Origin of the sequence: Zobellella endophytica (assembly GCF_003012775.1) — a bacterium.
In the GTDB taxonomy this organism is placed as follows: domain Bacteria; phylum Pseudomonadota; class Gammaproteobacteria; order Enterobacterales; family Aeromonadaceae; genus Oceanimonas; species Oceanimonas endophytica.
This window is the reverse complement of sequence record NZ_PXYG01000012.1, coordinates 65,288-90,094: the sequence shown is the minus strand read 5'-3', so window position 1 is coordinate 90,094 and position 24,807 is coordinate 65,288. Positions and strand designations below refer to the sequence as shown.

At 61.2% G+C, this 24,807-nt stretch carries 24 protein-coding genes; 15 read left to right on the top strand and 9 right to left on the bottom strand.

The features are described 5' to 3' along the window. Positions 1 to 168: 168 nt before the first annotated feature. The 4 genes from fadA (at position 169) to C7H85_RS18725 (ending at position 4,025) form a co-directional block, all read left to right on the top strand. Positions 169 to 1,332, top strand: coding sequence for an acetyl-CoA C-acyltransferase FadA (gene fadA / locus C7H85_RS18740; protein ID WP_106731233.1), 1,164 nt, complete (start codon positions 169 to 171; stop codon positions 1,330 to 1,332). 129 nt (positions 1,333 to 1,461) lie between these two features. Beyond that, the gene (gene tusA / locus C7H85_RS18735; RefSeq protein ID WP_106731232.1) at positions 1,462 to 1,707 is read left to right on the top strand and encodes a sulfurtransferase TusA; all 246 of its coding nucleotides are present in this window, start codon (positions 1,462 to 1,464) and stop codon (positions 1,705 to 1,707) included. Positions 1,708 to 1,792: 85 nt separating this feature from the next. Next, positions 1,793 to 2,719, top strand: coding sequence for an AEC family transporter (locus C7H85_RS18730; protein ID WP_106731231.1), 927 nt, complete (start codon positions 1,793 to 1,795; stop codon positions 2,717 to 2,719). Between the two features lie 103 nt (positions 2,720 to 2,822). Further along, the gene (locus tag C7H85_RS18725; protein WP_106731230.1) at positions 2,823 to 4,025 is read left to right on the top strand and encodes an ISL3 family transposase; all 1,203 of its coding nucleotides are present in this window, start codon (positions 2,823 to 2,825) and stop codon (positions 4,023 to 4,025) included. An 86-nt stretch (positions 4,026 to 4,111) separates the two neighbouring features. Here C7H85_RS18725 and C7H85_RS18720 read toward each other — a convergent pair whose 3' ends face one another. Both C7H85_RS18720 and C7H85_RS18715 read right to left on the bottom strand, forming a co-directional pair. Then, on the bottom strand, positions 4,112 to 4,762 hold the full coding sequence (locus tag C7H85_RS18720; RefSeq protein ID WP_106731229.1) for an OmpA family lipoprotein: 651 nt from the start codon (positions 4,760 to 4,762) through the stop codon (positions 4,112 to 4,114). 88 nt (positions 4,763 to 4,850) lie between these two features. Further along, on the bottom strand, positions 4,851 to 5,420 hold the full coding sequence (locus C7H85_RS18715) for a DNA-3-methyladenine glycosylase I (RefSeq protein WP_106731228.1): 570 nt from the start codon (positions 5,418 to 5,420) through the stop codon (positions 4,851 to 4,853). A gap of 101 nt (positions 5,421 to 5,521) precedes the next feature. Between C7H85_RS18715 and glyQ the strand changes: the two genes are divergently transcribed. From glyQ to C7H85_RS18695, 4 genes are all read left to right on the top strand, one after another. Next, positions 5,522 to 6,433 carry a glycine--tRNA ligase subunit alpha gene (gene glyQ / locus C7H85_RS18710; protein ID WP_106731227.1) on the top strand — a complete coding sequence of 304 codons (912 nt, stop codon included), beginning with the start codon at positions 5,522 to 5,524 and terminating at the stop codon, positions 6,431 to 6,433. A 9-nt stretch (positions 6,434 to 6,442) separates the two neighbouring features. After that, positions 6,443 to 8,512, top strand: coding sequence for a glycine--tRNA ligase subunit beta (glyS, locus tag C7H85_RS18705; RefSeq protein WP_106731226.1), 2,070 nt, complete (start codon positions 6,443 to 6,445; stop codon positions 8,510 to 8,512). A 118-nt stretch (positions 8,513 to 8,630) separates the two neighbouring features. Next, on the top strand, positions 8,631 to 8,972 hold the full coding sequence (locus C7H85_RS18700) for an antibiotic biosynthesis monooxygenase family protein (RefSeq protein WP_106731225.1): 342 nt from the start codon (positions 8,631 to 8,633) through the stop codon (positions 8,970 to 8,972). A 133-nt stretch (positions 8,973 to 9,105) separates the two neighbouring features. Beyond that, on the top strand, positions 9,106 to 10,359 hold the full coding sequence (locus C7H85_RS18695; protein ID WP_106731224.1) for a valine--pyruvate transaminase: 1,254 nt from the start codon (positions 9,106 to 9,108) through the stop codon (positions 10,357 to 10,359). Positions 10,360 to 10,421: 62 nt separating this feature from the next. Here the strand turns inward: C7H85_RS18695 and C7H85_RS18690 are convergent, their stop codons facing one another. The 7 genes from C7H85_RS18690 to dnaA all read right to left on the bottom strand — a co-directional run bounded on the left by C7H85_RS18690 (position 10,422) and on the right by dnaA (position 19,359). After that, entirely contained in the window at positions 10,422 to 10,865 is a 444-nt protein-coding gene (locus C7H85_RS18690) for an Hsp20 family protein (protein ID WP_106731223.1), read from the bottom strand. 44 nt (positions 10,866 to 10,909) lie between these two features. Beyond that, positions 10,910 to 11,335, bottom strand: coding sequence for an Hsp20 family protein (locus C7H85_RS18685; RefSeq protein WP_106731222.1), 426 nt, complete (start codon positions 11,333 to 11,335; stop codon positions 10,910 to 10,912). Positions 11,336 to 11,483: 148 nt separating this feature from the next. Continuing rightward, positions 11,484 to 13,163, bottom strand: a complete 1,680-nt coding sequence (ilvD, locus tag C7H85_RS18680; RefSeq protein WP_106731237.1) for a dihydroxy-acid dehydratase — start codon at positions 13,161 to 13,163, stop codon at positions 11,484 to 11,486. 197 nt (positions 13,164 to 13,360) lie between these two features. Then, positions 13,361 to 15,778 carry a DNA topoisomerase (ATP-hydrolyzing) subunit B gene (gene gyrB / locus C7H85_RS18675; protein ID WP_106731221.1) on the bottom strand — a complete coding sequence of 806 codons (2,418 nt, stop codon included), beginning with the start codon at positions 15,776 to 15,778 and terminating at the stop codon, positions 13,361 to 13,363. A 4-nt stretch (positions 15,779 to 15,782) separates the two neighbouring features. Further along, positions 15,783 to 16,874, bottom strand: a complete 1,092-nt coding sequence (gene recF / locus C7H85_RS18670) for a DNA replication/repair protein RecF (RefSeq protein ID WP_106731220.1) — start codon at positions 16,872 to 16,874, stop codon at positions 15,783 to 15,785. A 2-nt stretch (positions 16,875 to 16,876) separates the two neighbouring features. Beyond that, on the bottom strand, positions 16,877 to 17,980 hold the full coding sequence (dnaN, locus tag C7H85_RS18665; protein ID WP_106731219.1) for a DNA polymerase III subunit beta: 1,104 nt from the start codon (positions 17,978 to 17,980) through the stop codon (positions 16,877 to 16,879). 14 nt (positions 17,981 to 17,994) lie between these two features. Continuing rightward, entirely contained in the window at positions 17,995 to 19,359 is a 1,365-nt protein-coding gene (gene dnaA / locus C7H85_RS18660; protein ID WP_106731218.1) for a chromosomal replication initiator protein DnaA, read from the bottom strand. Positions 19,360 to 19,941: 582 nt separating this feature from the next. On the opposite strand from dnaA, the gene C7H85_RS18650 reads away from it, so the two are divergent. From C7H85_RS18650 to yidC, 7 genes are all read left to right on the top strand, one after another. Next, positions 19,942 to 20,700: an amino acid ABC transporter substrate-binding protein gene (locus tag C7H85_RS18650; RefSeq protein ID WP_106731217.1), complete on the top strand. Its 759-nt coding sequence runs from the start codon at positions 19,942 to 19,944 to the stop codon at positions 20,698 to 20,700. A gap of 5 nt (positions 20,701 to 20,705) precedes the next feature. Then, entirely contained in the window at positions 20,706 to 21,371 is a 666-nt protein-coding gene (locus tag C7H85_RS18645) for an amino acid ABC transporter permease (RefSeq protein WP_106731216.1), read from the top strand. Positions 21,372 to 21,378: 7 nt separating this feature from the next. Then, positions 21,379 to 22,119, top strand: coding sequence for an amino acid ABC transporter ATP-binding protein (locus C7H85_RS18640; protein ID WP_106731236.1), 741 nt, complete (start codon positions 21,379 to 21,381; stop codon positions 22,117 to 22,119). Positions 22,120 to 22,373: 254 nt separating this feature from the next. Continuing rightward, a complete protein-coding gene (rpmH, locus tag C7H85_RS18635; protein ID WP_082633349.1) occupies positions 22,374 to 22,508 on the top strand; it encodes a 50S ribosomal protein L34 in 135 nt (44 codons plus the stop codon). Further along, positions 22,508 to 22,870: a ribonuclease P protein component gene (gene rnpA / locus C7H85_RS18630; RefSeq protein WP_106731215.1), complete on the top strand. Its 363-nt coding sequence runs from the start codon at positions 22,508 to 22,510 to the stop codon at positions 22,868 to 22,870. Before rpmH ends, rnpA begins: the two co-directional genes overlap by 1 nt. Next, positions 22,831 to 23,076, top strand: coding sequence for a membrane protein insertion efficiency factor YidD (yidD, locus tag C7H85_RS18625; RefSeq protein ID WP_168388280.1), 246 nt, complete (start codon positions 22,831 to 22,833; stop codon positions 23,074 to 23,076). Before rnpA ends, yidD begins: the two co-directional genes overlap by 40 nt. 3 nt (positions 23,077 to 23,079) lie before the next feature. Next, positions 23,080 to 24,741, top strand: a complete 1,662-nt coding sequence (gene yidC, locus C7H85_RS18620) for a membrane protein insertase YidC (protein ID WP_106731214.1) — start codon at positions 23,080 to 23,082, stop codon at positions 24,739 to 24,741. The last annotated feature ends 66 nt before the right edge of the window (positions 24,742 to 24,807 follow it).

Sequence of the window (24,807 nt, the reverse complement as noted above, 5' to 3'; positions counted from 1 at the left end):
TCCGCGGCGGCGTGTTCCGCTACCTGGATACCCTGGGCCTGGCCAACTACGTGGCCCTGGCCGACAAATTCGCCCACCTGGGCCCCCTCTATCAAGTGAGCCCCGGACTGCGCCAGCTGGCCGCCGACGGCAAAACCTTTTACTGATTTGGCGGAAGGAGACGACAACATGAAAGACGTGGTCATTGTCGATTGTATTCGCACCCCCATGGGGCGCTCCAAGGGCGGCGCATTCCGCAACGTCAGGGCCGAGGACCTGTCCGCCCACCTGATGCAGGGCCTACTGGCCCGCAACCCGGCGCTGGCCGCCACCGATGTCGAGGACATTTACTGGGGCTGCGTGCAGCAGACCCTGGAACAGGGCTTCAACGTGGCCCGCAACGCCGCCCTGCTGGCCGGCCTGCCCAAGGAAGTGGCCGCCGTCACCGTCAACCGGCTGTGCGGCTCCTCCATGCAGGCGCTGCACGACGCCGCCCGCGCCATCATGGTGGGTGACGGTGATGTCTTCATCATCGGTGGGGTCGAGCATATGGGCCATGTGCCCATGAACTACGGGGTGGACTTCCATCCCGGCCTGGCCCTGAACGTGGCCAAGGCCGCCGGCATGATGGGCCTGACCGCCGAACTGCTGGGCCGGCTGCACGGCATCAGCCGGGAGCAGCAGGACGCCTTCGCGGTGCGTTCCCACCAGCGGGCCCATCAGGCCACGGTGGAAGGGCGCTTCGCCAACGAGATCCTGGCCACCAATGGCCATGCCGCCGACGGCAGCCTGACCCTGTTCGAGACCGACGAGGTGATCCGTCCGGAAACCACCCTGGAATCCTTGGCTCAGCTTCGCCCGGCGTTCGATCCGGCCAATGGCACCGTCACCGCCGGCACCTCTTCCGCCCTGTCCGACGGCGCCGCCGCCATGCTGGTGATGTCTGCCGACAAGGCCGCGGCCCTGGGGCTGAAGCCCCGCGCCCGTATCAAGGCCATGGCCGTGGCCGGCTGCGATCCCTCCATCATGGGCTACGGCCCGGTGCCGGCGGTACACAAGGCGCTCAAGCGGGCCGGTCTGTCGGTGCAGGACATCGACTTGTTCGAGCTGAACGAGGCCTTCGCCGCCCAGTCGCTGCCGGTGCTGAAAGATCTCGGCCTGCTGGAAGTGATGGACGACAAGGTAAACCTCAACGGCGGCGCTATCGCCCTGGGCCACCCGCTGGGTTGCTCCGGCGCCCGTATCTCCACCACCCTGATCAACCTGATGGAGAACCGGGGCGCCACCCTGGGCGTGGCCACCATGTGCATCGGCCTCGGCCAGGGCATCGCCACCGTATTCGAACGGGTTTAGGGGAAACAAGAAACTGCTATGGTCGATTTTGGGCAGGAGCCTCCCCTGCCCTTTTTTGATCGCGGTCACGGTTGACCATTTATTCAGCAAGGGTAATATAGGCGGGGTTAACGACCAGGTAGTAGAACCATGAATTTTTCCTTTTCCGATGCCCAGCACCGTCTGGATGCCACCGGCCTGCGCTGTCCCGAGCCGGTGATGATGGTGCGCAAGCAGGTACGCAACATGGCCGCCGGTGAGACCCTGCTGATCACCGCCGACGATCCCTCCACCACCCGGGACATCCCCAGCTTCTGCCGCTTTATGGACCATCTGCTGCTGTCCAGCCAGATAGAACAGCTGCCCTATCAGTTCCTGATCCAGAAAGGCGCCTGACTCGCCGAAGGGCGGATAGGGCCGCCCATCACAAGCTGATAAGCTAGGGTCCTCGAACCATTCCCTTTCTTGGTAAGGACTCCCTATGCTGGCCGTCAGCCACGCCCTTGGCCCCCTGTTTCTGCTGATCCTCACCGGTACCGTGCTCCGGCGGCTGCGTTTTCCCGACGAACAGTTCTGGTACGGGGCGGAGCGCTTCATCTACTTCCTGCTGTTTCCCGCCATGCTGATCAGCACCCTGGCCACCGCCGACTTCACCCAGGTCGCCTTTACCGGCATGGTCGGCCTGCTGGCCGGCCTGCTAGTGGCGCTGGCCGCGGTGTTGTGGCTGGCCAGGAACAGGCTTGGGCTGGACATGCCCGCCTTCAGTTCGGTCTTTCAGGGCGCGCTGCGCTTCAATACTTACGTGGGCCTGGCCGGGGCCGCCGCCCTCTACGGCGAGGCGGGCCTGACCGCCGCCGCCGTGGCCATCGCGGTGATGGTGCCCCTGGTCAATATCCTCTGTGTGCTGATGTTCGTGAGTGCCGACGGCAGCGGTCAGTCGGGCTTGTGGAACGCCATCAAGGCGCTGGCCAAAAACCCCCTGCTGCTGGGCTGCGTGGTCGGTATCGGGCTCAATGTCACCGGTATCGGCCTGCCGGGCTGGAGCCGGGACACCCTGGGCCTGGCCGGCCAGGCGGCCCTGCCGCTGGGGCTGATCGCGGTGGGGGTGGCGCTGCAGTTGAAGGCGCTGCGCGGCACCGGCACCGCCTTCTGGCAGTCCTGCGCCATCAAGTTCGGCGCCCTGCCGCTGCTGGCCCTGGTGCTCGGCTGGCTGACCGGGCTGGGTGAAATTGAGCTGGGGGTGGTGGTGCTCTTTACCGCCCTGCCCACCGCCACCTCGTCCTATATCCTGGCCCGGCAGATGGGCGGCAACGCCCCGTTGATGGCCGCCATCATCACCGGCCAGACCCTGCTGGCCATGGCGATACTGCCGGTATGGATGTCGCTGCTGGCCTGGCTGCAGCCATAAAAAATGGTTCTTCGCGGAGTCGTGGGGAAGTGAAGATTGACAGACAGAGAAGCGGTACATTGGTCGTCGCCAAACAAACCCGCACCGCCACTCTGCTGTCACCATGGATATTATTGATTTTTACTCTTTTTGGCGAGGCTATGACGTTACCTCCTGCCTCGAGTCCACTCCTGATACGCTCACTATCGAGCTGACACCCAAGCCCAATCTGCTACCCCGATGCGGCCGCTGCCATCAAGATGCCCCCCTGATACACGATCGTCGGATACGTCAGGTTCGTGATCGTGACCTATTGGACAAGCGTATTTTGCTGCGCCTTCCTGTTCGACGGGTCGATTGCTTGCGATGTGGCTGCGTGACGGAAGCCATTGACTGGCCGCCAACCGCTTCTCGCATGACTCACCGGCTCCAGGCCTGGGTCGAAGCCCTGCTGGCACTGATGCCCATCAGTCATGTCAGCCGACTGACCGGCTTACACTGGCATACGATTAAAACGATTGATAAGCAGCGTCTCCAGCAGCAGTTCGGTGCCTTTGAGCCAGGTGATGTGCGCCGTCTGGTCATGGATGAGTTCGCGTTGCACAAGGGGCACCGCTACGCCACTGTCATCATGGACGCTGAACGGACACGGGTGCTCTGGGTGGGCATGGGTAATCGTCGCCTGTCGATCCGGCCCTTCTTTGAGCTGCTGGGTGAGCACTGCAAGAAGATAGAGGCGGTGGCCATGGACATGAATACGGCCTTCGACCTCGAAGTGAAGCAACACTGCCCGCAGGCCGAGGTGGTGTATGACCTGTTCCATGTGGTTGCCCGCTTCGGGCGCGACGTTATCGACCGTATCCGGGTCGACCAGGCTAATGCATTGAAACACGACAAGCCAGCCAGAAAGGTAGTCAAACAGAGCCGTTGGTTACTGCTGCGTAATAAAGCCAATCTGAAAGAGGAGCAGGCGGTCAGGCTGCAGGAACTGCTTGATGCCAATCAGCCGCTGGCAACCGTTTATGTACTGAAAGATGCGCTGAAGGACATCTGGTATGCCCCCAGTATCCGGGAGGGATGGAAACGCTGGCGAGCCTGGCAGCGTCTCGCCCGTGAAAGCGGTCTGGCCCCGTTACAACGCTTTGCCAGAAACCTCAAACGTTACCTTCGGGGCATCCTGGCCAGTTCACGCTTCCCGATGCATACCAGTCAACTGGAAGGCGTGAACAATCGTATCAAAGTCATCAAGCGCATGGCCTATGGGTTCAGGGATACCGAGTACTTCTTCCTGAAAATCAAGGCGGCGTTCCCCGGTAAAGTGCGATGAACCTAAAAAATGCCCGCGACGCGGGCATCTCTCTACTCCAGTCTCTCGCAGGCATGCCGTAACACGGAAGATGCCCGCGAGCCGGCTCAGGCCATGGGGCTCAGGGTGATTTCTACCCGGCGGTTCTGCGCCCGTCCCTGTTCGCTGTCGTTGCTCGCCACCGGCTGGTTGAAGCCCACGCCGCGGATATTGAACCGGTTGGCGGCGGCACCCTGGCCGATCAGGAACTGGCCCACCGCCCCGGCACGACGCTCGGACAGGCCCTGGTTGTGGCTGGCGGAGCCGGTGTTGTCGGTGTGGCCCACCACGTTGACCCAGGTTTTTTCATACTCTTTCAGCACCATGGCGACCCCGCCCAAGGTGTTGTAGAAGCTGGGGGACAGCTCGGCACTGTCGACCGCGAAGGTGATGGAGCTCGGCATGTTGAGGATGATGTTGTCACCGTTGCGGGACACGCTGACGCCGGTGCCGCGCATCTGATCCCGCAGCTTGGCTTCCTGCACGTCCATGTAATAACCCACACCGCCGCCCAGGGCGGCACCGCTGGCGGCGCCGATCAGCACTCCCTTGCCGCGGTCGCTGTCACCCGAGGATATGCCCCCGATCACGGCGCCGGCCAGGGCACCGATGCCGCTGCCGACGGCGGCCTTGGAAGTCTGGGATTCACCGGTATAGGGGTTGGTGGTACAGGCGGACAGGGCCAGGGTGGTCACTACAGCCAGGCAAATTTTTTTCATATTATCGGGATCCATGTTAAAAGGCGTAAACAGCCAACAATATAGCCCCGCCGCCCGGGTTCGACAAACACCCCTTTCGCCGGCCATGTCAGCGACTGACGTTGTCCGGGTGGCAAGGACAGCTCAGCAGATGATCGTTCACCATGCCGGTGGCCTGCATAAAGGCATAGCAGATGGTGCTGCCGACAAAGGAAAACCCCCGCTTCTTCAGCGCCTTCGCCATCGCATCCGAGGCCGGGGTGGTGGCCGGCACCGCGCCCAGGCTGGACCAGTGGTTCACCACCGGCGTACTACCGACGAAGTCCCACAGCCAGGGGCCAAAATCGATACCCTGCCGCTCCATCTCCAGATAGGCCCGGGCATTCTTGATGACCGAATGGATCTTAAGCCGGTTGCGCACTATGCCCCTGTCCTGCATCAGCCGCTCCACATCGTCCTCACCAAAGCGGGCAACCACCGCAGGCTCGAAGCCGGCGAAGGCGGCCCGGTAGGCGGGGATTTTGCACAAGATGGTGAACCAGCTCAGGCCGGCCTGCTGGCCGTCCAGGCACAGCTTCTCAAACAGCGCCCGGCCATCGTATTCGGGTACGCCCCATTCCCGGTCGTGATAATCGATATATCTGGGGTCATTGTTGACCCAGCCACAGCGCACCAGCATGGTCTCTCCTTGAATTCAGCCTATATTCGCATCGGGTCAGAAGGTATACTCTCTGGCCTAGTTTCACACTGCGAATGCACCTATATCAAGGCGCGAACATCATGCAAAAATTCGATATCAATACCTTTCAGGGTCTGATCCTGACATTGCAGGATTATTGGGCCCGGCAAGGCTGCACTATAGTACAGCCGCTCGATATGGAAGTGGGTGCAGGGACTTCCCACCCCATGACCTGCCTGCGGGCCATAGGACCGGAGCCAATCGCTACCGCCTATGTGCAGCCTTCCCGCCGCCCCACCGACGGCCGCTATGGTGAAAACCCCAACCGGCTGCAGCACTATTACCAGTTCCAGGTGATCATCAAGCCCTCGCCGGACAACCTTCAGGAACTGTACCTAGGGTCGCTGCAGGCATTGGGCCTGGACCCGCAGGTGCATGATATCCGCTTTGTGGAAGACAACTGGGAAAACCCCACCCTCGGCGCCTGGGGCCTGGGCTGGGAAGTCTGGCTCAACGGCATGGAAGTGACCCAGTTCACCTACTTCCAGCAGGTGGGCGGCCTGGAGTGCAAGCCGGTCACCGGCGAGATCACCTATGGCCTGGAACGCCTGGCCATGTATATCCAGGGTGTCGACTCGGTCTACGATCTGGTGTGGTGCGACGGCCCCTTGGGCAAGACCACCTACGGCGACATTTTCCACCAGAACGAAGTGGAACAGTCCACCTACAACTTCGAGCATGCCGACGTCGACTTCCTGTTCGGCTTCTTCGAGCAGTGCGAGAAAGAATGCCAGCACCTGCTGGCCCTGGACAAACCGCTGCCCCTGCCCGCCTACGAGCGGATCCTGAAAGCGGGCCACGCCTTCAACCTGCTGGATGCGCGCAAGGCGATTTCGGTGACCGAACGCCAGCGCTACATACTGCGTATCCGCACCCTGACCAAGGCAGTCGCCGAAGCCTACTACGCCTCCCGCGAGGCGCTCGGCTTCCCCATGTGTAAAAAAGAAGGATAAGGGACAAGCATGGCTGAACAGAATTTTCTGGTTGAACTGGGCACCGAAGAACTGCCGCCGAAGGCGTTGCGCAGCCTGGGCCAGGCCTTCGCCGACAACCTCGAGCAAGAACTGAACAACGCCGAGTTGCCCTTCGCCGGGGTGTGCTGGTATGCGGCTCCCCGCCGGCTGGCGGTACAGGTGACCGGGCTGGCCCCGGCCCAGGCCGACAAGCAGATCGAAAAACGCGGCCCGGCGGTACAGGCCGCCTTCGACGCCGACGGCAAGCCCACCAAGGCAGCGCTGGGCTGGGCCCGGGGCAACGGCATCGGCATCGAGCAGGCTGGCCGGCTGAAGACCGACAAGGGCGAGTGGCTGGTGCACCTGGCCGACATCAAGGGCAAGACCGCCGCCGAGCTGCTGCCGGCCATGGTCGAGCAGGCCCTGGCCCGGCTGCCCATCCCCAAGGCCATGCGCTGGGGCGACAAGGCCACCCAGTTCATCCGCCCGGTACACACCCTGACCCTGCTGCTGGGCGCACAACTGCTGCCGGCCAACATTCTCGGCATCGACGCGGGCCGAACCCTGCGCGGCCACCGCTTTATGGGTGAGCAAGAATTTCAACTGGAGCATGCCGATCACTACCTGCAACAGCTCGAAGAGCGCGGCAAGGTGCTGGCCGACTTCGAACGCCGCAAGTCGATGATCAAGGCCGGGGTCGAGCAGGCCGCCGCCGCCGTGGGCGGCACCGCCGACCTGGACGACGAGCTGCTGGAAGAAGTCACCTCACTGGTGGAATGGCCGGTGGTACTCACCGCCTCCTTCGAGGAGAAGTTCCTGGCGGTGCCGGCGGAAGCCCTGGTGTACACCATGAAGGGTGACCAGAAGTACTTCCCGGTGTACGACGCCGACGGCCGGCTGCTGCCGAAGTTCATCTTCGTCACCAACATCGAGTCCAAGGATCCGGCCCAGATCGTCAGCGGCAACGAGAAGGTGGTACGCCCGCGCCTGGCCGACGCCGAATTCTTCTTCAATACCGACCGCAAGGCGCCGCTGATTTCCCGCCTGGAGCAGCTGGGGCATGTGCTGTTCCAGCAGCAGTTGGGCACGGTGCGGGAAAAATCCGAACGCATCAGCGCCCTGGCCGGCTTTATCTCCGCCGCCATCGGCGCCGACCAGGCCCAGGCCGAGCGGGCCGGTCTGCTGTCCAAGTGTGACCTGGTCACCAATATGGTGTTCGAGTTCACCGATACCCAGGGGGTGATGGGCATGCACTATGCCCGCCACGACGGCGAGGACGAGGCCGTGGCCCTGGCCCTGAAGGAGCAGTACCAACCCCGCTTCGCCGGTGACGAGCTGCCCAGTCAGGACATCTCCGCCGCCCTGGCCCTGGCCGACAAGCTGGACACCCTGGTCGGCATCTTCGGCATCGGCCAGGCGCCCAAGGGCGACAAGGATCCCTTCGCCCTGCGCCGGGCCGCCCTGGGTGCCCTGCGCATCATCGTCGAGAAAGATTACAACCTGGATCTGCCGATACTGATCGAGCAGGCCCGGGCCCTGTACGGCGACAAGCTGAGCAATGCCGGCGCCGCCGAGGAAATCCTCGACTTTATGCTGGGCCGCTTCCGCGCCTGGTATCAGGATCTGGGCTATCCGGTCGACGTCATCCAGGCGGTGCTGGCGCGCAAGCCGACCCGCCCCGCCGACTTCGATGCCCGGGTCAAGGCGGTGAGCCGGTTCCGCCAGCTGGATGCGGCCATCGCCCTGGCCGCCGCCAACAAGCGGGTGGGCAACATCCTGGCCAAGTTCGACGGCGACATCCCCGCCGAAGTGAACCCGGCCCTGCTGCAGGACGAGGCGGAAAAGGTGCTGGCGGCCCAGCTTGCCGAGCTGACCGCCCGGCTGGCGCCGCTGTTTGCCGAGGCCGACTACAACCAGGCCCTCGGCGAGCTGGCGGCCCTGCGTGAAGGTGTCGACGCCTTCTTCGATCAGGTGATGGTGATGGCCGACGACGAGGCACTCAAGCTCAACCGCCTGGCCCTGCTCAATCAACTGCGCAACCTGTTCCTGCAGATAGCGGATATCTCCCTGCTGCAGTAACAGCACCTCAGCCCCGCATCCCGCGGGGTTTTTTATTTAAATTCCCTGGTCTTACCAAAACCGGCAAGGATCTGTGTTACATATTAAGTGATGTCATTCAGCAGCAAGGATACTGCCTATGATCAAAGTCATTATCGAACGTCACGTCGTGGAAGGGCTGGAAGAGGTCTATCAGGAAACGGTGCGCAGCCTGTTGCTGCAGATCAGCGACAGGCCGGGCTTCCTCAAGGGCGATGCCTATCGCGATGTTCACCACCCCAACCACTTCTATGTCATCTCCAACTGGGAGAATATCGGCAGCTGGGAGCGCTGGCACGATTCCCACGATCGACAGCACATGCTCAATGAATTGGCCCCCTTCCTGGAGAGCGACGAGAAGTGCACCGTGCTGGCGCTCAAGGTCAGTTACGAGGCCCAGCCCTCCAAGTACGCCAAACCGACCCAGACCTACTCGTATTAAGAGCATGCCGCCCATGTTTCACATGAAACATGGGCATCCCTGGGCTGCCCCGGGGCTTCCCTTGGTCGACAGCCGGCGCAATATCGGATAACGTGCACCTTTCGGCAACAGTATCCCCTTTGGTAGTCAATTCATGGAATTTTCAGCATTCGGCCAGAAATTTACCCGCCACGCCGGTATCACCCAGTTGATGGACGATCTCAACCAGGGCCTGACCGCGCCCAACACCATTATGCTGGGAGGCGGCAATCCGGCCGCCATTCCCGAGGTGCTGGCCTATCTCGACCGTCAGGCCCAGCAGTTGCTGAAAACCGGGGATCTGCTGAAGGCCATTGCCAACTACGACGGTCCCCAGGGCAAGGATGCCTTTATCCAGGCCTTGGCCAGGCTGTTGTCCCGGGAGCTGGGCTGGCCGGTGGGCCCCGAGCATATCGCGCTGACCAACGGCAGTCAGACCGCCTTCTTCTATTTGTTCAACCTGCTGGCCGGCGAGTTTGCAGATGGCTGCAAGAAGAAGGTGCTGTTTCCGCTGGCCCCGGAATACATCGGCTACGGCGACAGCGCCCTGGACGAAGATCACTTCGTGGCCTGCAAGCCGAGCATCAGCCGGCTGGAGAACGGCCTGTTCAAATATCATGTCGACTTCGAGCAGCTGGAAGTGGGCGACGACATCGGCCTGATCTGCGTGTCCCGTCCCACCAACCCTACCGGCAATGTGCTCACCGACGAAGAAGTCGTACACCTGGACGAGATTGCCCGGGAAAAAGGCATCCCCCTGCTGATCGACAACGCCTACGGTACCCCTTTTCCCAATATCATCTTCACCGAGGCCAAGCCGTTCTGGAACGACAACACCATACTGTGCATGAGCCTGTCCAAGCTGGGTCTGCCGGGTGTACGTTGCGGCATTGTCGTCGCCAACCCGACCATCATCAAGGCCATCACCAATATCAGCGGTATCGTCAACCTGGCCCCGGGCAGCATGGGACCGGCCCTGACCCTGCCGATGATGGAAAGCGGCGACGTCATCGAGCTCAGCAACCAGGTTATCCGCCCCTTCTATCAGGCCAAGGCGCAACAGGCGGTGAGCTGGCTACAGGAAGCCATTCCCCTGCCCCAGTTCCATATCCACAAGCCGGAAGGCGCGCTGTTCCTGTGGCTGTGGTTCGAGGAACTGCCCATCCACTGCCAGGAGCTGTATCAGCGGCTGAAACGGCAGGGCCTGCTGGTGGTGCCCGGCCACTACTTCTTCCCCGGCATCGCGGATACCGAATGGCAGCACAGCAAGGAGTGCATCCGCCTCAACTACGCCCAGCCGGAAGCGGATGTAAAAGCCGGTATCGAGATACTGGCGAAGGAGATACTGGCACTCTACGACCAGCCGTAATACAGCAATGTCCTAGAACAACAACGCCGGCATCACGCCGGCGTTGTTTTATCGGGGCGCGCTTATTCGCTCTTGTGCTCCAGGGTCCGCCCCTGGCCGATGTCGATGCGGCGGGGCTTCAGCTCGTCCGGTACCTCCCGCAGCAGATCGATCACCAGCAGGCCGTTGTCCAGCCGGGCGCCGGTCACCTGTACATGATCGGCCAGGCGGAATTTCAGCTCGAAGTCCCGCTCGGTGATCCCCTGGTACAGATAGCTGCTGCTAGCGGCCGGCTGCTCACGAACCCCTTTGACCAGCAGCGTATTCTGTTCGACGCTCAGGCTGAGTTCGCTTTCTTTAAAGCCGGCCACCGCCAGGCTGATGCGGTAGTGGTCGTTATCCTGCTTCTCGATATTGTAAGGGGGATACGCCACCCCCTTGTGCTGCAGCAAGGCTTCCAGATCCCCCATCATCCGGTCGAAACCGATGGCGGAGCGATACAGGGGAGAAAAATCAAAACGGCTCATGTTCCTATCCTCCATTCAAGCAATAGGTTGATGTGCTGAGTTTTTTATTCGGCCTGCCCGATAGCAATGCTCCTCGGTTTGGCGGCTTCCGGCACTTCGCGCACCAGGTCGATATGCAGCAGCCCGTTTTCCAGATCGGCACCGACCACCTTGATATGATCGGCCAGCTGGAAACGCCGCTCGAAGCCGCGCTCGGCGATGCCCTGATAGAGATAATTCCTGGATTCCTGTTCCTGTTCCTTATGGCCTTTCACCGTCAGGGTGTTTTCATGGCTGGTGATGTCCAGATCCTGGCGGGCGAAGCCGGCCACCGCCATGGAGATGCGGTACTGGTTCTCGCTGAGCAGTTCGATATTGTACGGTGGGTAGCCGTTGTTGCCGGTGCCGCTGGCGGCGTTTTCCATCAGGGATGCCAGACGGTCGAAACCGATGGCGGAGCGGTACAGGGGTGAGAAATCGAAGCGTGACATAATCCTATCCTCCAATGAGCGATGATGGTTTGCCCTCCATTCGGACGGGCGGTGCGGGCCCTCATCCGAGCGACCCGCCTTGTTCACTAAAAGATATAGGGATGGCTTTTTGCGCTTTCAAGCACACAATCGATAATTTTTTGCTCGCTCAGTGGCCGTCCTCATGGGCGTCGGTCACCGCTCCGTGGGATGCCGGGCCCACGGCCCGGGCATACTTGGCCAGCACGCCCCGGCGATAACGGGGCTCGGGCGGCTGCCAGCGGGCCAGGCGCTCGGCGATCATGCTGTCGGTCAGCTCCAGCCGGTTATGCTCGGCGTCGATGGTGATGATGTCGCCGTCTTCCACTATCGCCAGGGGGCCGCCCTGACGCGCCTCGGGTGTGATGTGCCCCACCACAAAGCCGTGGCTGCCGCCGGAGAAGCGGCCGTCGGTGATCAGCGCAACGCCCTTGCCCAGGCCACGGCCCATGATGGCCGAGGTCGGACTCAGCATCTCCCGCATGCCGGGGCCGCCTTTTGGCCCTTCGTAGCGGATCACCACCACGTCGCCTTTTTGTACGGAGCCGTCGAGAATACGTGCCAGGGTTTCCTCTTCCGAGTCAAACACCCGGGCCGGGCCGGTAAAGCTCAGCCCTTCCTTGCCGGTGATCTTGGCCACGGCACCGCCCGGTGCCAGGTTGCCATACAGTATGCGCAAATGGCTGTCGGGCTTGATGGGATTGTCGAGCGGGCGAATGATGCCCTGCCCCGGCGGATAGGGATTAACGCCGACCAGGTTCTCGGCCAGGGTTTTGCCCGTCACGGTGAGGCAGTCACCGTGCAGCAGGCCGGCATCGAGCAGGGTTTTCATCAGCGGCAGTATGCCGCCAATAGCCACCAGTTCCGACATCATGTAATGGCCGCTGGGGCGCAGATCCGCCAGCACCGGCACCCGTTTGCCGAGGCGGGTGAAATCGTCCAGGCTCAGCTCCACGCCCACGGCATGGGCCATGGCCAGCAGGTGCAGTACGGCATTGGTGGAACCGCCCAGGGCGATCACCAGGATAATGGCGTTTTCAAAGGCGGGCCGGGTCATGATGTCGGACGGCCGAATGTTGTGTTTCAGCAGACGCAGCACCGCCTCGCCCGCCTGCCGGCAGTCCTTCAGCTTGGTGTCCGATGCTGCGTTCTGGGCCGAGCTGCCCGGCAGGCTCATGCCCATCACCTCGATGGCCGAGGCCATGGTGTTGGCTGTGTACATGCCGCCGCAGGAGCCCGGGCCGGGAATGGCGGTTTCCTCGATGCGCTTCACTTCTATGGTCGTCATATCGCCCTTGGCATGTGAACCCACCGCCTCGAACACCGAGATAATGTCAGTATGGTTGCCCCCCGGGGCTATGGTACCACCGTAAACGAACACCGCCGGCCGATTGAGGCGGGCCAGGCCAATCAGGCAGCCGGGCATATTCTTGTCGCAGCCGCCGATGGCCACCAAGCCGTCAAAGCCCTCGCAGCCGGCCACCGCCTCGATGGAATCGGCAATGATCTCCCGGGACACCAGGGAATACTTCATGCCCTCGGTACCGTTGGCTATGCCGTCGGAAATGGTGATGGTATTGAAGATGACACTCTTGCCGCCGGCACTGTCGGCGCCCCGCGCCGCTTCTTCCGCCAGGTTGTTGATGTGCATGTTGCATGGAGTGAGGTTGCTCCAGGTGGAGGCGATGCCCACCTGGGGCTTGTGAAAGTCGCCGTCGGTGAAACCGGTGGCCCGCAACATGGCCCGGGCTGGCGCCCGGGTGGGCCCGTCCACCACCCGGCTGGAGTATTTTCGGCTGCTGTTACCCATCTCACCCTCTTCCCATACCCGACGCATCTCTTATCAGTCTAGTCAGAAACCACTCCTGTCCGGTTCGCGATAGCCTTTGTCGGCAATGCGGGTGATGCCGCACAGGAAAGCCACCCCAAGAACGTAAACGGGTTCTGACTAATAACCAATAAAAACGCCGCCCGGTGGGCGGCGTGATCGCGCAGTTGGTTGCCGGATCAGATATCCAGGTTGGCTACCTTGAGCGCGTTGGTCTCGATAAACTCGCGCCGCGGTTCGACGTGGTCTCCCATCAGGGTGGAGAACAGCTGATCGGCGGCCACCGCGTCCTCGATGGTGACCCGCAGCATGCGGCGGGTACCCGGATCCATGGTGGTTTCCCACAGCTGATCCGGGTTCATCTCACCCAGCCCTTTGTAGCGCTGTACATAGAGGCCCCGCTTGCTCTCGCTCATCAGCCACTCCAGTCCTTCGGCAAAGCTGTCGACCGGTTTGGTCTTTTCACCGCGCTTCACGTAGCCGCCTTCCTCGATCAGGTTGGCGATGCCCTTGCCCAGGGCGACGATGCTGCGGTATTCGCCGGAGGCGAAGAAGTCGTAGCTGATGGGAAACTCCCGCTCGATGCCGTGCTGGCGCACCTTCACCTTCGGCAGGTAACAGTTGCGCTCTTCGAAGAAACTGTAATCCAGCAGGTACTGGGTACCGTTGGTGTTGTTGTTCTCCAGCGACAGATTGATGGCCGCCACCCAGGCATTCACCCGGGCCTCGTCGGTCAATGCTTCCAGGCTCAGCTCCGGCTGGTAGATCAGCTCGTTGAGCACCACTTCCGGCGCCCGGCGTGACAGGCGGACGATCAGCTCCTGCACCTTGCGGTAGTCGTTGACCAGCTTCTCCAGCTGTTCGCCGGCGATGGCCGGGGCGGACTCGTTGACGTGAACGGCGGCGCCATCCAACGCCAGGCTGGTCTGGTATTGCAGCATGGCCGGCTCGTCCTTCAGGTACTGCTCCTGTTTGCCCTTCTTCACCTTGTACAGGGGCGGCTGGGCGATATAGACGTAGCCGCGCTCGATGATTTCCGGCATCTGCCGGTAGAAGAAGGTCAGCAGCAGGGTACGGATGTGGGCACCGTCCACGTCCGCATCGGTCATGATGATGATGTGGTGGTAGCGCATCTTGTCCGGGTTGTATTCATCCCGGCCGATGCCGCAGCCCAGGGCGGTGATCAGGGTGGCGACCTCCTGGGAAGACAGCATCTTGTCGAAGCGCGCCTTCTCCACGTTCAGGATCTTGCCCTTGAGCGGCAGTATCGCCTGGTACTTGCGGTTGCGCCCCTGCTTGGCAGAGCCGCCCGCCGAGTCACCTTCCACGATGTAGAGTTCGGACAGCGCCGGATCCTTCTCCTGGCAGTCGGCCAGCTTGCCGGGCAGGCCGGCCAGGTCCAGGGCGCCCTTGCGCCGGGTCATTTCCCGCGCCTTGCGCGCCGCTTCCCGGGCCCGGGCCGCGTCGATGATCTTGTTGACCACTATCTTGGCGTCGCTCGGATTTTCCAGCAGGAACTCGCTCAGCCGCTCGGCCATGGTCTGCTCCACCGCCGTTTTCACCTCGGACGAGACCAGTTTGTCCTTGGTCTGGGAGGAGAACTTGGGGTCCGGCACCTTCACCGAAATCACTGCGGTCAGGCCTTCCCGGGCATCGTCACCGGAAGCGGAGGTCTTGGCCTTCTTGCTGTAACCTTCCTTGTCCATAAAGGTATTCAGGGTACGGGTCAGGGCGGCACGGAAACCGGCCAGGTGGGTACCACCGTCACGCTGGGGGATGTTGTTGGTAAAGCAGAAGATGTTTTCCTGGTAGGAGTCGTTCCACTGCATGGAGACCTCCACCGCGATGCCGTCGTCCCGCTCGGTGGCGAAATGGAATGCCTTGGGATGGATCGGCGTCTTGTTGCGGTTGAGGTACTCCACGAACGCCTGGATACCGCCTTCATACTGAAAGTGGGCTTCCTTGTTGTCGCGCTCGTCCAACAGCCGGATGGACACGCCGGAGTTGAGGAACGACAGCTCCCGCAGCCGCTTGGCCAAAATGTCGTAATGGAAGTCGGTATCGGTAAAGGTGGCGTGGCTGGGCCAGAAGCGGATCAGGGTTCCCGACTTGGTGGTTTCCCCCACCGCCGCCAGCGGCGCCTGGGGCTCACCATGCACATAGGTCTGCTCATGGACCTTGCCGCTGCGCCACACGGTCAGCTGCAGCTTTTCGGACAGGGCATTGACCACCGAGACCCCCACCCCGTGCAAGCCGCCGGACACCTTGTAGGAATTGTCGTCGAACTTGCCGCCCGCATGCAGCACGGTGAGGATCACCTCGGCCGCCGAGCGGCCTTCTTCTTCATGGATATCGACCGGAATCCCCCGGCCGTCATCGGAAACGGAGACGGAGCCATCCGCGTGAATGGTGACGACGATATCCTTGCAGTGACCGGCAAGGGCCTCATCGATAGAGTTATCCACCACCTCAAACACCATATGGTGCAGGCCAGTGCCATCATCTGTGTCGCCGATATACATGCCCGGACGTTTCCGGACCGCATCCAGACCTTTTAATACCTTAATACTCGAAGAGTCGTAAGTGTGTTCACTCATTGGCTTACTCGCACTCCTGGGTTTCGGTGATTTCACCCTGTTTCACGTGAAACAGCTTACTGTTATCCCGTGTTATCATGTGGCCGAGCTGGGCAATATCGATGGCGGAAATGAATACCTGGGCACCCAGCTGATCCAGCCTGGTGGCCAGCAGGCCCCGCTTTTCTTCATCCAGCTCGGACGCAAAGTCGTCGATCAGAAAAATACAGTCCTGCGCCGACTGCTGTTTCAAGTAGAGTCCCTGGGCCAGGCGCATGGCGCAGACCAGCAGCTTCAGCTGTCCGCGGGACAACAGATCCTGTACCGGCATGCCCCTGGCCTTGATTCGTATTTCCGCCTTGTGCGGGCCGGCCTGGGTATAACCCAGACCGAGATCCCGTTCAAAGCCCTGCTCCAACACCTGGAACAGTTCCTGCTGTCGATCCCAACCGCGGAAGAAATCAAAGGAAAAGTCGTACTCAGGCAGAAAATCTGCCGCCATCGCCGCGATCACCGGCTCGATGGCATCCGCATATTGCTGCCTGAATAGACTCAGTTGCCCCCCACTCTGTACCAGCAGCCGATCCCAGTATTCCAGTTCCCGATAGGGACGGCCCTGGCGCAGCAGCGCATTGCGTTGCTTGAGCAACCGGCGAAAGGCGCCCCATACCGGAAAAAACGCAGGCTGGGAATAAAACAGCCCCCAGTCCAGATAGGCCCGCCGCAGCTTGGGGCCGCCGGTCAGCAGATTATACCCTTCCGGGTGGATCAACTGAATGGGCAGTATATGGGCCAGATCGGCCAGCCGCTCGGCGGCCCGGCCGCCGATCTTGAGCCGGGTGTCGCCGCCCCGGGTTTTACTCAGTCCCACCGGCAGGCCGTCCGGCTCCTGCCGCAGACGGGCGAACAGGGTGAAGGCCTGCTCTCCCTGCTGGATCACCCGGCCGGAAAGGTGGGTGCGGAACGAACGGCCGAAGCCCAGGTAGTGGATGGCTTCCAGGATGCTGGTCTTGCCGCTGCCGTTCGGCCCCACCAGCAAATTGATGCCGGCCCCGGGCACCAGGCGACCATGGCGGATATTGCGAAAATCCTTCAGTTGGAGGTTGAGCAACGACATGCTTAGAGCCGCATCGGCATCACCACGTACAGGGCATCCCCGTTGTCTTCCGCCTCGATCAGGCCGCTGCTGCTGGCGTCCTTGAGACTGATTTTGACCTGGTCCGACTTCAGGGTACCCAATACATCGAGCACGTAGGAGACGTTGAAGCCGATCTCGAGCTCGCTGCCCTGGTATTCCACGTCCAGCATTTCTTCCGCCTCTTCCTGCTCGGGGTTGTTGGCGGTGATCTTGAGGGTCTGATCCTGCATGTTGAGTCGGACGCCGCGGAATTTTTCGTTGGACAGGATCGCCGCCCGGGAAAAGGCCTGCTTCAGCTCTTCCCGGCCGCAGATCAGGGTCTTGTCGCACTCCCGGGGCAACACCCGGCGGTAATCCGGAAAACGGCCGTCCACCAGCTTGGAGGTGAAGATAAAGCCGCTGGTCACGGCGCGCAGGTTGCTTTTGCCGATCTGCAGCCGCACGTTCTGATCCTCGTGCTCCAGCAGCTTGGACAGCTCCAGCACCCCCTTGCGCGGCACTATCACCTGCTGGGCCGGCAACTCGTGCTCCAGCAGCTGGCGCTGGCAGGTGGCCAGGCGGTGGCCGTCGGTAGCGACGGTGCGCAGCCACTGGCCGTCGGTTTCGAACAGCATGCCGTTGAGGTAATAGCGTACGTCCTGGATGGCCATGGAAAACTGGGTGGACTCGATCAGCTTCTTCAAGGCCAGCTGATTGATGTCGAACTCCAGCTCGGAGCTCCAGTCTTCGATATTGGGAAAATCCGTCGCCGGCAGGGTCGACAGGTTGAACCGGCTGCGGCCGGAACGCAGCAGCAGCCGTTCCCCTTCCAGGGTAAAAGTCAGCTCGGCGCCGTCGGGCAGGCCCCGGCAGATGTCCAGCATCTTGCGCGCCGGTACCGTGGTGTTGCCCTCGGTCACCGGTTCGTTCAGCGCCACTATCGCCACCATTTCCACTTCGGTGTCGGTGCCGGTCATCGACAGGGCATTATCGCCGACACTCAGCAGTATGTTGTTGAGGATCGGCAGGTTGGGGCGGCCCCCCAGGGCACTGGATACCAATTGCAGGGGACGCAGGAGCGCTTCGCGACTGATGGTAAACTGCATGGGGTTTCTCCGGTTCAGGAAGACAGGGTGCGGATAAGATTAGAATAATCTTCCTTTATATCATGACTCTCTTCCCGCAGCTGGCCGATTTTTCGGCAGGCGTGCAGCACGGTGGTGTGATCCCGCCCCCCGAAGGCGTCACCGATTTCCGGCAGGGAGTGATTGGTCAGTTCCTTGGCCAGGGCCATGGCCAGCTGGCGCGGCCGGGCCACCGAGCGGGAGCGCCGCTTGGACAGCAGATCCGCCACCTTGATCTTGTAGTATTCGGCCACCGTCTTCTGGATGTTGTCGATGGTCACCAGCTTTTCCTGCAGCGCCAGCAGATCGCGCAACGCCTCGCGCACGAAGTCGATGTTGATGGCCCGGCCGGTAAAGTTGGCGTTGGCGATCACCCGGTTCAGCGCCCCTTCCAGCTCGCGCACGTTGGAACGCAGCCGCTTGGCGATAAAGAAGGCCACTTCGTCCGGCAGGTGCATGTTGTTCTCGGCGGCCTTGCGCATCAGGATCGCCACCCGGGTTTCCAGCTCCGGCGGCTCTATCGCCACCGTCAGTCCCCAGCCAAAGCGGGACTTGAGCCGGTCTTCCACCCCATCGATCTCCTTGGGATAGCGGTCCGAGGTCAGGATGATCTGCTGGTTGCCTTCGAGCAGGGCGTTGAAGGTATGGAAGAACTCCTCTTGGGAACGCTCCTTGTTGGCGAAAAACTGGATATCGTCGATCAGCAGGGCGTCCACGCTGCGGTAATAGCGCTTGAACTCCTCGATGGCATTGTTCTGCAGCGCCTTGACCATGTCCTGCACGAAGCGCTCGGAATGCATGTAGATCACCTTGGCATCCGCCTTGCGGGCGCGGATGCCGTTGCCCACCGCGTGCAGCAGGTGGGTCTTGCCCAGGCCGGTGCCGCCGTAGAGGAACAGCGGGTTGTAGGCGCCGCCGGGATTGTCCGCCACCTGACGGGCGGCGGCCCGAGCCAGCTGGTTCGACTTGCCCTCGACGAAATTGTCGAAGGTATAGTTGGGATTCATGTTGCTCTTGTGATTGATCTGCGGCTTGTCTTCCGCCTGCTCGATCCAGGAGGGCGCTGCCTGCACCCTGGCCTGGGGCTTGTTGTTGGCCACCAGGTTGACCTGGGCCCTCTTGTTGCCCACCTCGAACTTCAGCTGCGGGCAGTTGCTGCCGCAGAATTCTCCCAGCAGGCCGTTGATGCGGATCAGGTATTTGTCCCGTACCCAGTCGAGCACAAAGCGATTGGGGGCGAACAGGGTCAGGGTATTGTCGCCCAACTCCGCCTGCAGCGGCCGGATCCACATACTGAATTCTGCCGAAGGCAATTCATCTTGTAGCCGGTTAAGACACTGCTGCCAAAGCATAGCGCTCATCTGCACTCCTGGAACATAAGGGATCAATCAAGGGGCAGATATTCTACTTACCCGGGGGCGGGATCTCTAGCCGGATCATGTCGATCCGGGAAAATATGATCCTTGACTTCTGGTGGATCGTCACAACCTCATGCACAGGATCTTCGCATTTATAAACAAGCTACCCACACCCCGATCAGCCCGCAAAAATGAACGAAAGCGGGCCTCGATCGGCTCGTCCCCGTGGCAATGTGGACACCATATATTGCAAGTGATAATCGTTGGCGAAAGCAGTACCATCACCTTCAGCACCGCCAACATGAGCAGTGACGAAGCGTATGGCTTCTTCTGTTCTTTTCCCGGCCATATCGGCGTGATGCAAGGGTACCTTCGCCCTCACCGAATAACAGTACTGGGCGCCGGCCGCGGCCGGCGCCTTCCACTCCTGGATCCCTCCCTTTTCTCCCGGACCTCCACCACACAAGATCCCGGTTTTCCTCGCCATCTCGTTCGATCCGGGTTATATCATTAGAGAAAATTAGTAGTTTATTTTTAACCCCCGTATCACTTAGCATCCCTCTTTTCAGTTTTCGGAGAACACACATGCTGAAGCAGCTTAAAACCCTGGGTGCCGCCCTGGCCCTATCCGCCACCCTGATGGCCCCGGCCATGGCCGCCGACCCGGTCAAAGTCGGCATGTCCGGCCGCTACTATCCGTTCACCTTCGTGCAGCAGGATCAGCTGCAGGGCTTTGAAATCGATGTATGGAACGAGATCGGCACACGCATCGACCGGGATGTGGAGTTTGTCACCGCCAACTTCTCCGGGCTGTTCGGCATGCTGGAAACCGGCCGCATCGACACCATCTCCAACCAGATCACCATTACCGACGAGCGCCGGGCAAAATACGACTTTGCCGAACCCTACGTGTATGACGGCGCCCAGATAGTGGTGCGCAAGGGCAACGACAGCATTCGCGGTCTGGACGATCTGAAGGGCAAGAAGGTCGCGGTCAACCTGGGATCCAACTTCGAGCAGTTGCTGCGCGCCCGCGATACAAACAATGAAATCGACATCATCACCTACGAAACCAACCTGGAACAGGACGTGGTCCTGGGCCGGATCGACGCCTTCGTGATGGACAGGGTCGGCTCCGCCCAGCTGATCAAGGAATCCGGGCTGCCGCTGCAACTGGCCGGCCAGCCGTTCGATACCCTGGAAAACGCCTTTCCCTTCGTCAAGAACGCCGAGCAACAGGCCCTGCTGAACCAGGTCAACGAGGCCCTGGCCGGGATGCGCGCCGACGGCACCCTGGCCCGGATCTCCGAGAAGTGGCTGGGTGCGGACGTCACCAGTAAATAACCGCCATGCAGTTTGATCTGGACTACACCCTGGCGCTGTTTCCCATCCTGCTCGGCTACCTGGGCACCACCATGGAAATGGCGCTGTTGGGTTTTATCTTCGCGCTGATCATCGCCGTGATACTGGCGGTGATCAGAACCTTCGAGCTGCCCGGGCTCAACGCCCTGGCCAAGCTGTTCATCTCCTTCTTCCGCGGCACCCCGCTGCTGGTGCAGCTGTTCCTGCTGTATTACGGCCTGCCGCAGATCATGCCGGTGTTTATCGGCCTGAACGCGTTCAGTGCGGCGGTGATCGGCCTGACGCTGCACTTTTCCGCCTACATGGCGGAGTCGATCCGCGCCTCCATTCTCGGTATTCACAAGAGCCAGATGGAAGCTTCGCTCAGCATCGGCATGACCCGCTGGCAGGCGATGAAGCGCATCATACTGCCCCAGGCGGCGCGCATCGCCACCCCGTCGCTGATGAACTATTTCATCGACATGATCAAGAGCACCTCCCTGGCCTTTACCCTGGGGGTGGCCGAAATCATGGCCTCGGCCCAGAAGGAAGCCTCCAGCAGCTTCAAGTTCTTCGAGGCCTTTATCGCCGTCGCCATCATCTACTGGCTGGTCGTTATCTTTTTCACCCACCTGCAGACGCGGCTTGAACGTCGCCTGAACTCGGCTTATTAGGTTGCCCATGATTAAACTGCGTAATCTGACCAAGATATACAACGGCCAGAAGGTGCTGAACGACATCGATCTGGACATCAAGCAGGGGGAGATCGTGGTGATACTGGGTCCGTCCGGCACCGGTAAATCCACCCTGCTGCGCTGCCTCAACCTGCTGGAAACGCCGGAGGCCGGTACCCTGGATATCGACGGCTTCCACCTCGACCTGGCCCGCCATAACGCCGGCCAGGCCATAGCGCTGCGCAAGCGCACCTCCTTCGTGTTTCAGAACTACGCCCTGTTTGCCAACAAGACCGCCCGCGACAATATCGCCGAAGGGCTAATCACCGTGTGGAAAAAGCCGAAGGCCGAGGCCCGGGCGGAAGCCATGCGTATCCTCGGCGATATCGGCCTGGCGGAGAAGGCCGACGCCTATCCTTCCTCGTTGTCCGGCGGCCAGCAGCAGCGGGTGGGCATCGGCCGGGCCATGGCCAGCCATGCCAAGGTGATGCTGTTCGACGAGCCCACCTCGGCGCTGGATCCGGAATGGGTGGATGAGGTGCTGGGGCTGATGAAGAAGCTGGCGCTGGCCCACCAGACCATGGTGGTGGTGACCCACGAGATCGGCTTCGCCCGGGACGTGGCGGACCGGGTGATCTTCATGGACGGTGGCCGCATCGTGGAGCAGGGTCCGCCGGCCACCCTGCTGACCAACCCCCAGGATCCGCGCACCCGCGCCTTTTTACGCAAGGTGCTGCCCGCGGCCTGATGCCGGTGCGTATTTGGTTGCGCGCAGCGGCGGGGCCTGTATAATCCAGGCCCCGCGATCCTCTGGATCCCGGGATCGATCCCGCCCGGTGGACTGACATCGGGTCGGATTCGACTATCACACTATGTTGATTGACGTTATTGGCATAACTGTTTAGAATTCGGCCTCTTTTGTGGGGCCGTTTCCGGTGATGCGCAGGCGTCTTTCGGCATAGCGGTCAAACTGTATACAGCAAACTGACAGCGGTAATAACTATGAAACGCACTTTTCAACCTTCAAATTTGAAGCGCAAGCGCAGCCACGGTTTCCGTGCTCGTATGGCCACTAAAAACGGCCGTAAAGTACTGGCCAGCCGCCGCGCTAAAGGTCGTGCCCGTCTGAGCGCCTAATGGCCAGGCACACCTTCCCACGGGAGTTACGTTTGTTAACTCCCGCACAATTCAAAAACGTCTTCGACAACCCCGTCAGAGCCGCCTCCCCCCATCTCACACTGCTTGCCAAACCGAACGAACTGGATCATCCCAGGCTGGGACTCGCCGTGCCCAAAAAAGCACTGAAGCGTGCCGTTTGGCGCAACCGGGTCAAGCGCGTTGCCCGCGAAGCCTTTCGCCTCAAGCAACACCAGCTGCCCTCGGTAGACATTGTGGTGATCGCCAAGAAAGGCATAGGGGATGTGCCCAATGACGAACTGTTCGAGCTGATGGATAGACTATGGCGCACCCTTTCTCGCCGCTGCAATGGCTCAGCGTAGGCCTCATCCGCCTGTATCAGCTGGTCATCAGCCCCCTGCTTGGACCCAGGTGCCGCTTCACTCCCACCTGTTCGCAATACGCCATTGAAGCCATCCGGCTCCACGGTTTTTTAAAAGGCGGTTGGTTAACCGTCAAACGTCTATTAAAATGCCACCCTTTAGGTCCAAGCGGCCACGACCCGGTCCCGACAAAGCGAAGAAACTAAACTATGGAATCTCAACGCAATATCATTCTTATCGCTCTGCTGCTGGTGAGCTTCCTCATCTGGCAACAGTGGCAAACGGATAAAGCGCCCCAGCCAGAGACGGCGCAAAGCACCCAGAGCAGCACCGGCGAGGACAGCTTTGTTCCCGAAGCGGACCAGGCCAGCGGCGAAGTCCCCACCGGAGAAAGCCCGGTGGCGGCCAGCCGCCGTCTGATCACCATCAGCTCCGACTCGCTCAAACTGACCGTGGATACCCAGGGCGGCGATGTGGTGCGGGCCGAACTGCTGGAGCATGACAAAACGCTGGATTCAACCGACAAGTTCGTGTTGCTGAGCAACGGCGCCAACTTCGTGCACGTGGCCCAGAGCGGTCTTATCGGCCGTGACGGCCCGGATGGCCGCGCCGAAGGCCGCCCGGTCTACAGCACCGAGCACAGCGACTATCAGCTGGCGGAAGGCGAAGACACCCTGACTGTGCCCATGACCTTCACCAACGAGCAAGGCGTGGTGTTCACCAAGAGCTTCATCCTCAAGCGCAATGAGCATGTGTTGGAAGTGGCGTACCAGATCAACAACCAGAGCGCCGAGCCGGTGCAGGCCCAGCTCTACGGCCAGTTGAAGCAGAGCGAGACCGATCCGGACGCCAAGGGCGGCAACATGCTGATGGCCTCCGCCTACCGCGGCCCCGCCTACTCCAGCAGCGAAACCCGCTACAGCAAATACGACTTCAAGGCCGTGCGTGAAGCCAACCTGAACCTGACCACCGAAGGTGGCTGGGTCAGCATGCTGCAGCACTACTTCGTGTCGGCCTGGATCGCCCCGGAAGATGAGCAGAACCAGATCTATACCCGTTCACTGAACAACCAGGGCGAAGCCATCATCGGCTTCAAGGCGCCGCTGGTAACGGTAGCGCCGGGCGCGGAACAAAACCTGAGTGCCAAGCTGTGGCTGGGGCCCAAGCTACAGGATGAAATGGCCGCCGCCGCCACCAACTTGGACCTGACCGTGGACTACGGCTGGCTGTGGTTCATCGCCCAGCCGCTGTTCAAGCTGCTGCAATTCCTGCAGAGCTTCGCCGTCAACTGGGGCCTGGCCATCGTCCTCACCACCTTCGTGGTGCGCGGTATCATGTACCCGCTGACCAAGGCCCAGTACACCTCCATGGCCAAGATGCGCATGCTGCAGCCCAAGCTGGTGGCCCTGCGCGAGCGCTACGGCGACGACCGCCAGAAAATGTCCCAGGGCATGATGGAGCTGTACAAGAAGGAGAAGGTCAACCCGCTCGGCGGCTGCCTGCCCATCCTGGTGCAGATGCCGATCTTCATCGCCCTGTACTGGGTGCTGATGGAATCGGTGGAACTGCGCCACGCGCCCTTCTTCCTGTGGATTGACGATCTGTCGGTGCGCGACCCCTACTTCGTGCTGCCCATCCTGATGGGGGCCAGCATGTTCGTGATCCAGAAGATGAGCCCGACCACCATCACCGACCCGATGCAGCAGAAGGTGATGCAGTTCATGCCCATCATCTTCACCTTCTTCTTCCTGTGGTTCCCCGCCGGCCTGACCCTGTACTGGCTGGTGAGCAACGTGGTCACCATCGTCCAGCAGTGGTTCATCTTCCGCCAGCTGGAGAAGAAAGGCCTGCACAGCAAGGCCGCGTCCTGAGGCCTCTGGCCCGGAAGACGCTAAACCAATACACTAGGCGGCCTGAAGGCCGCCTTTTTTGTTGCC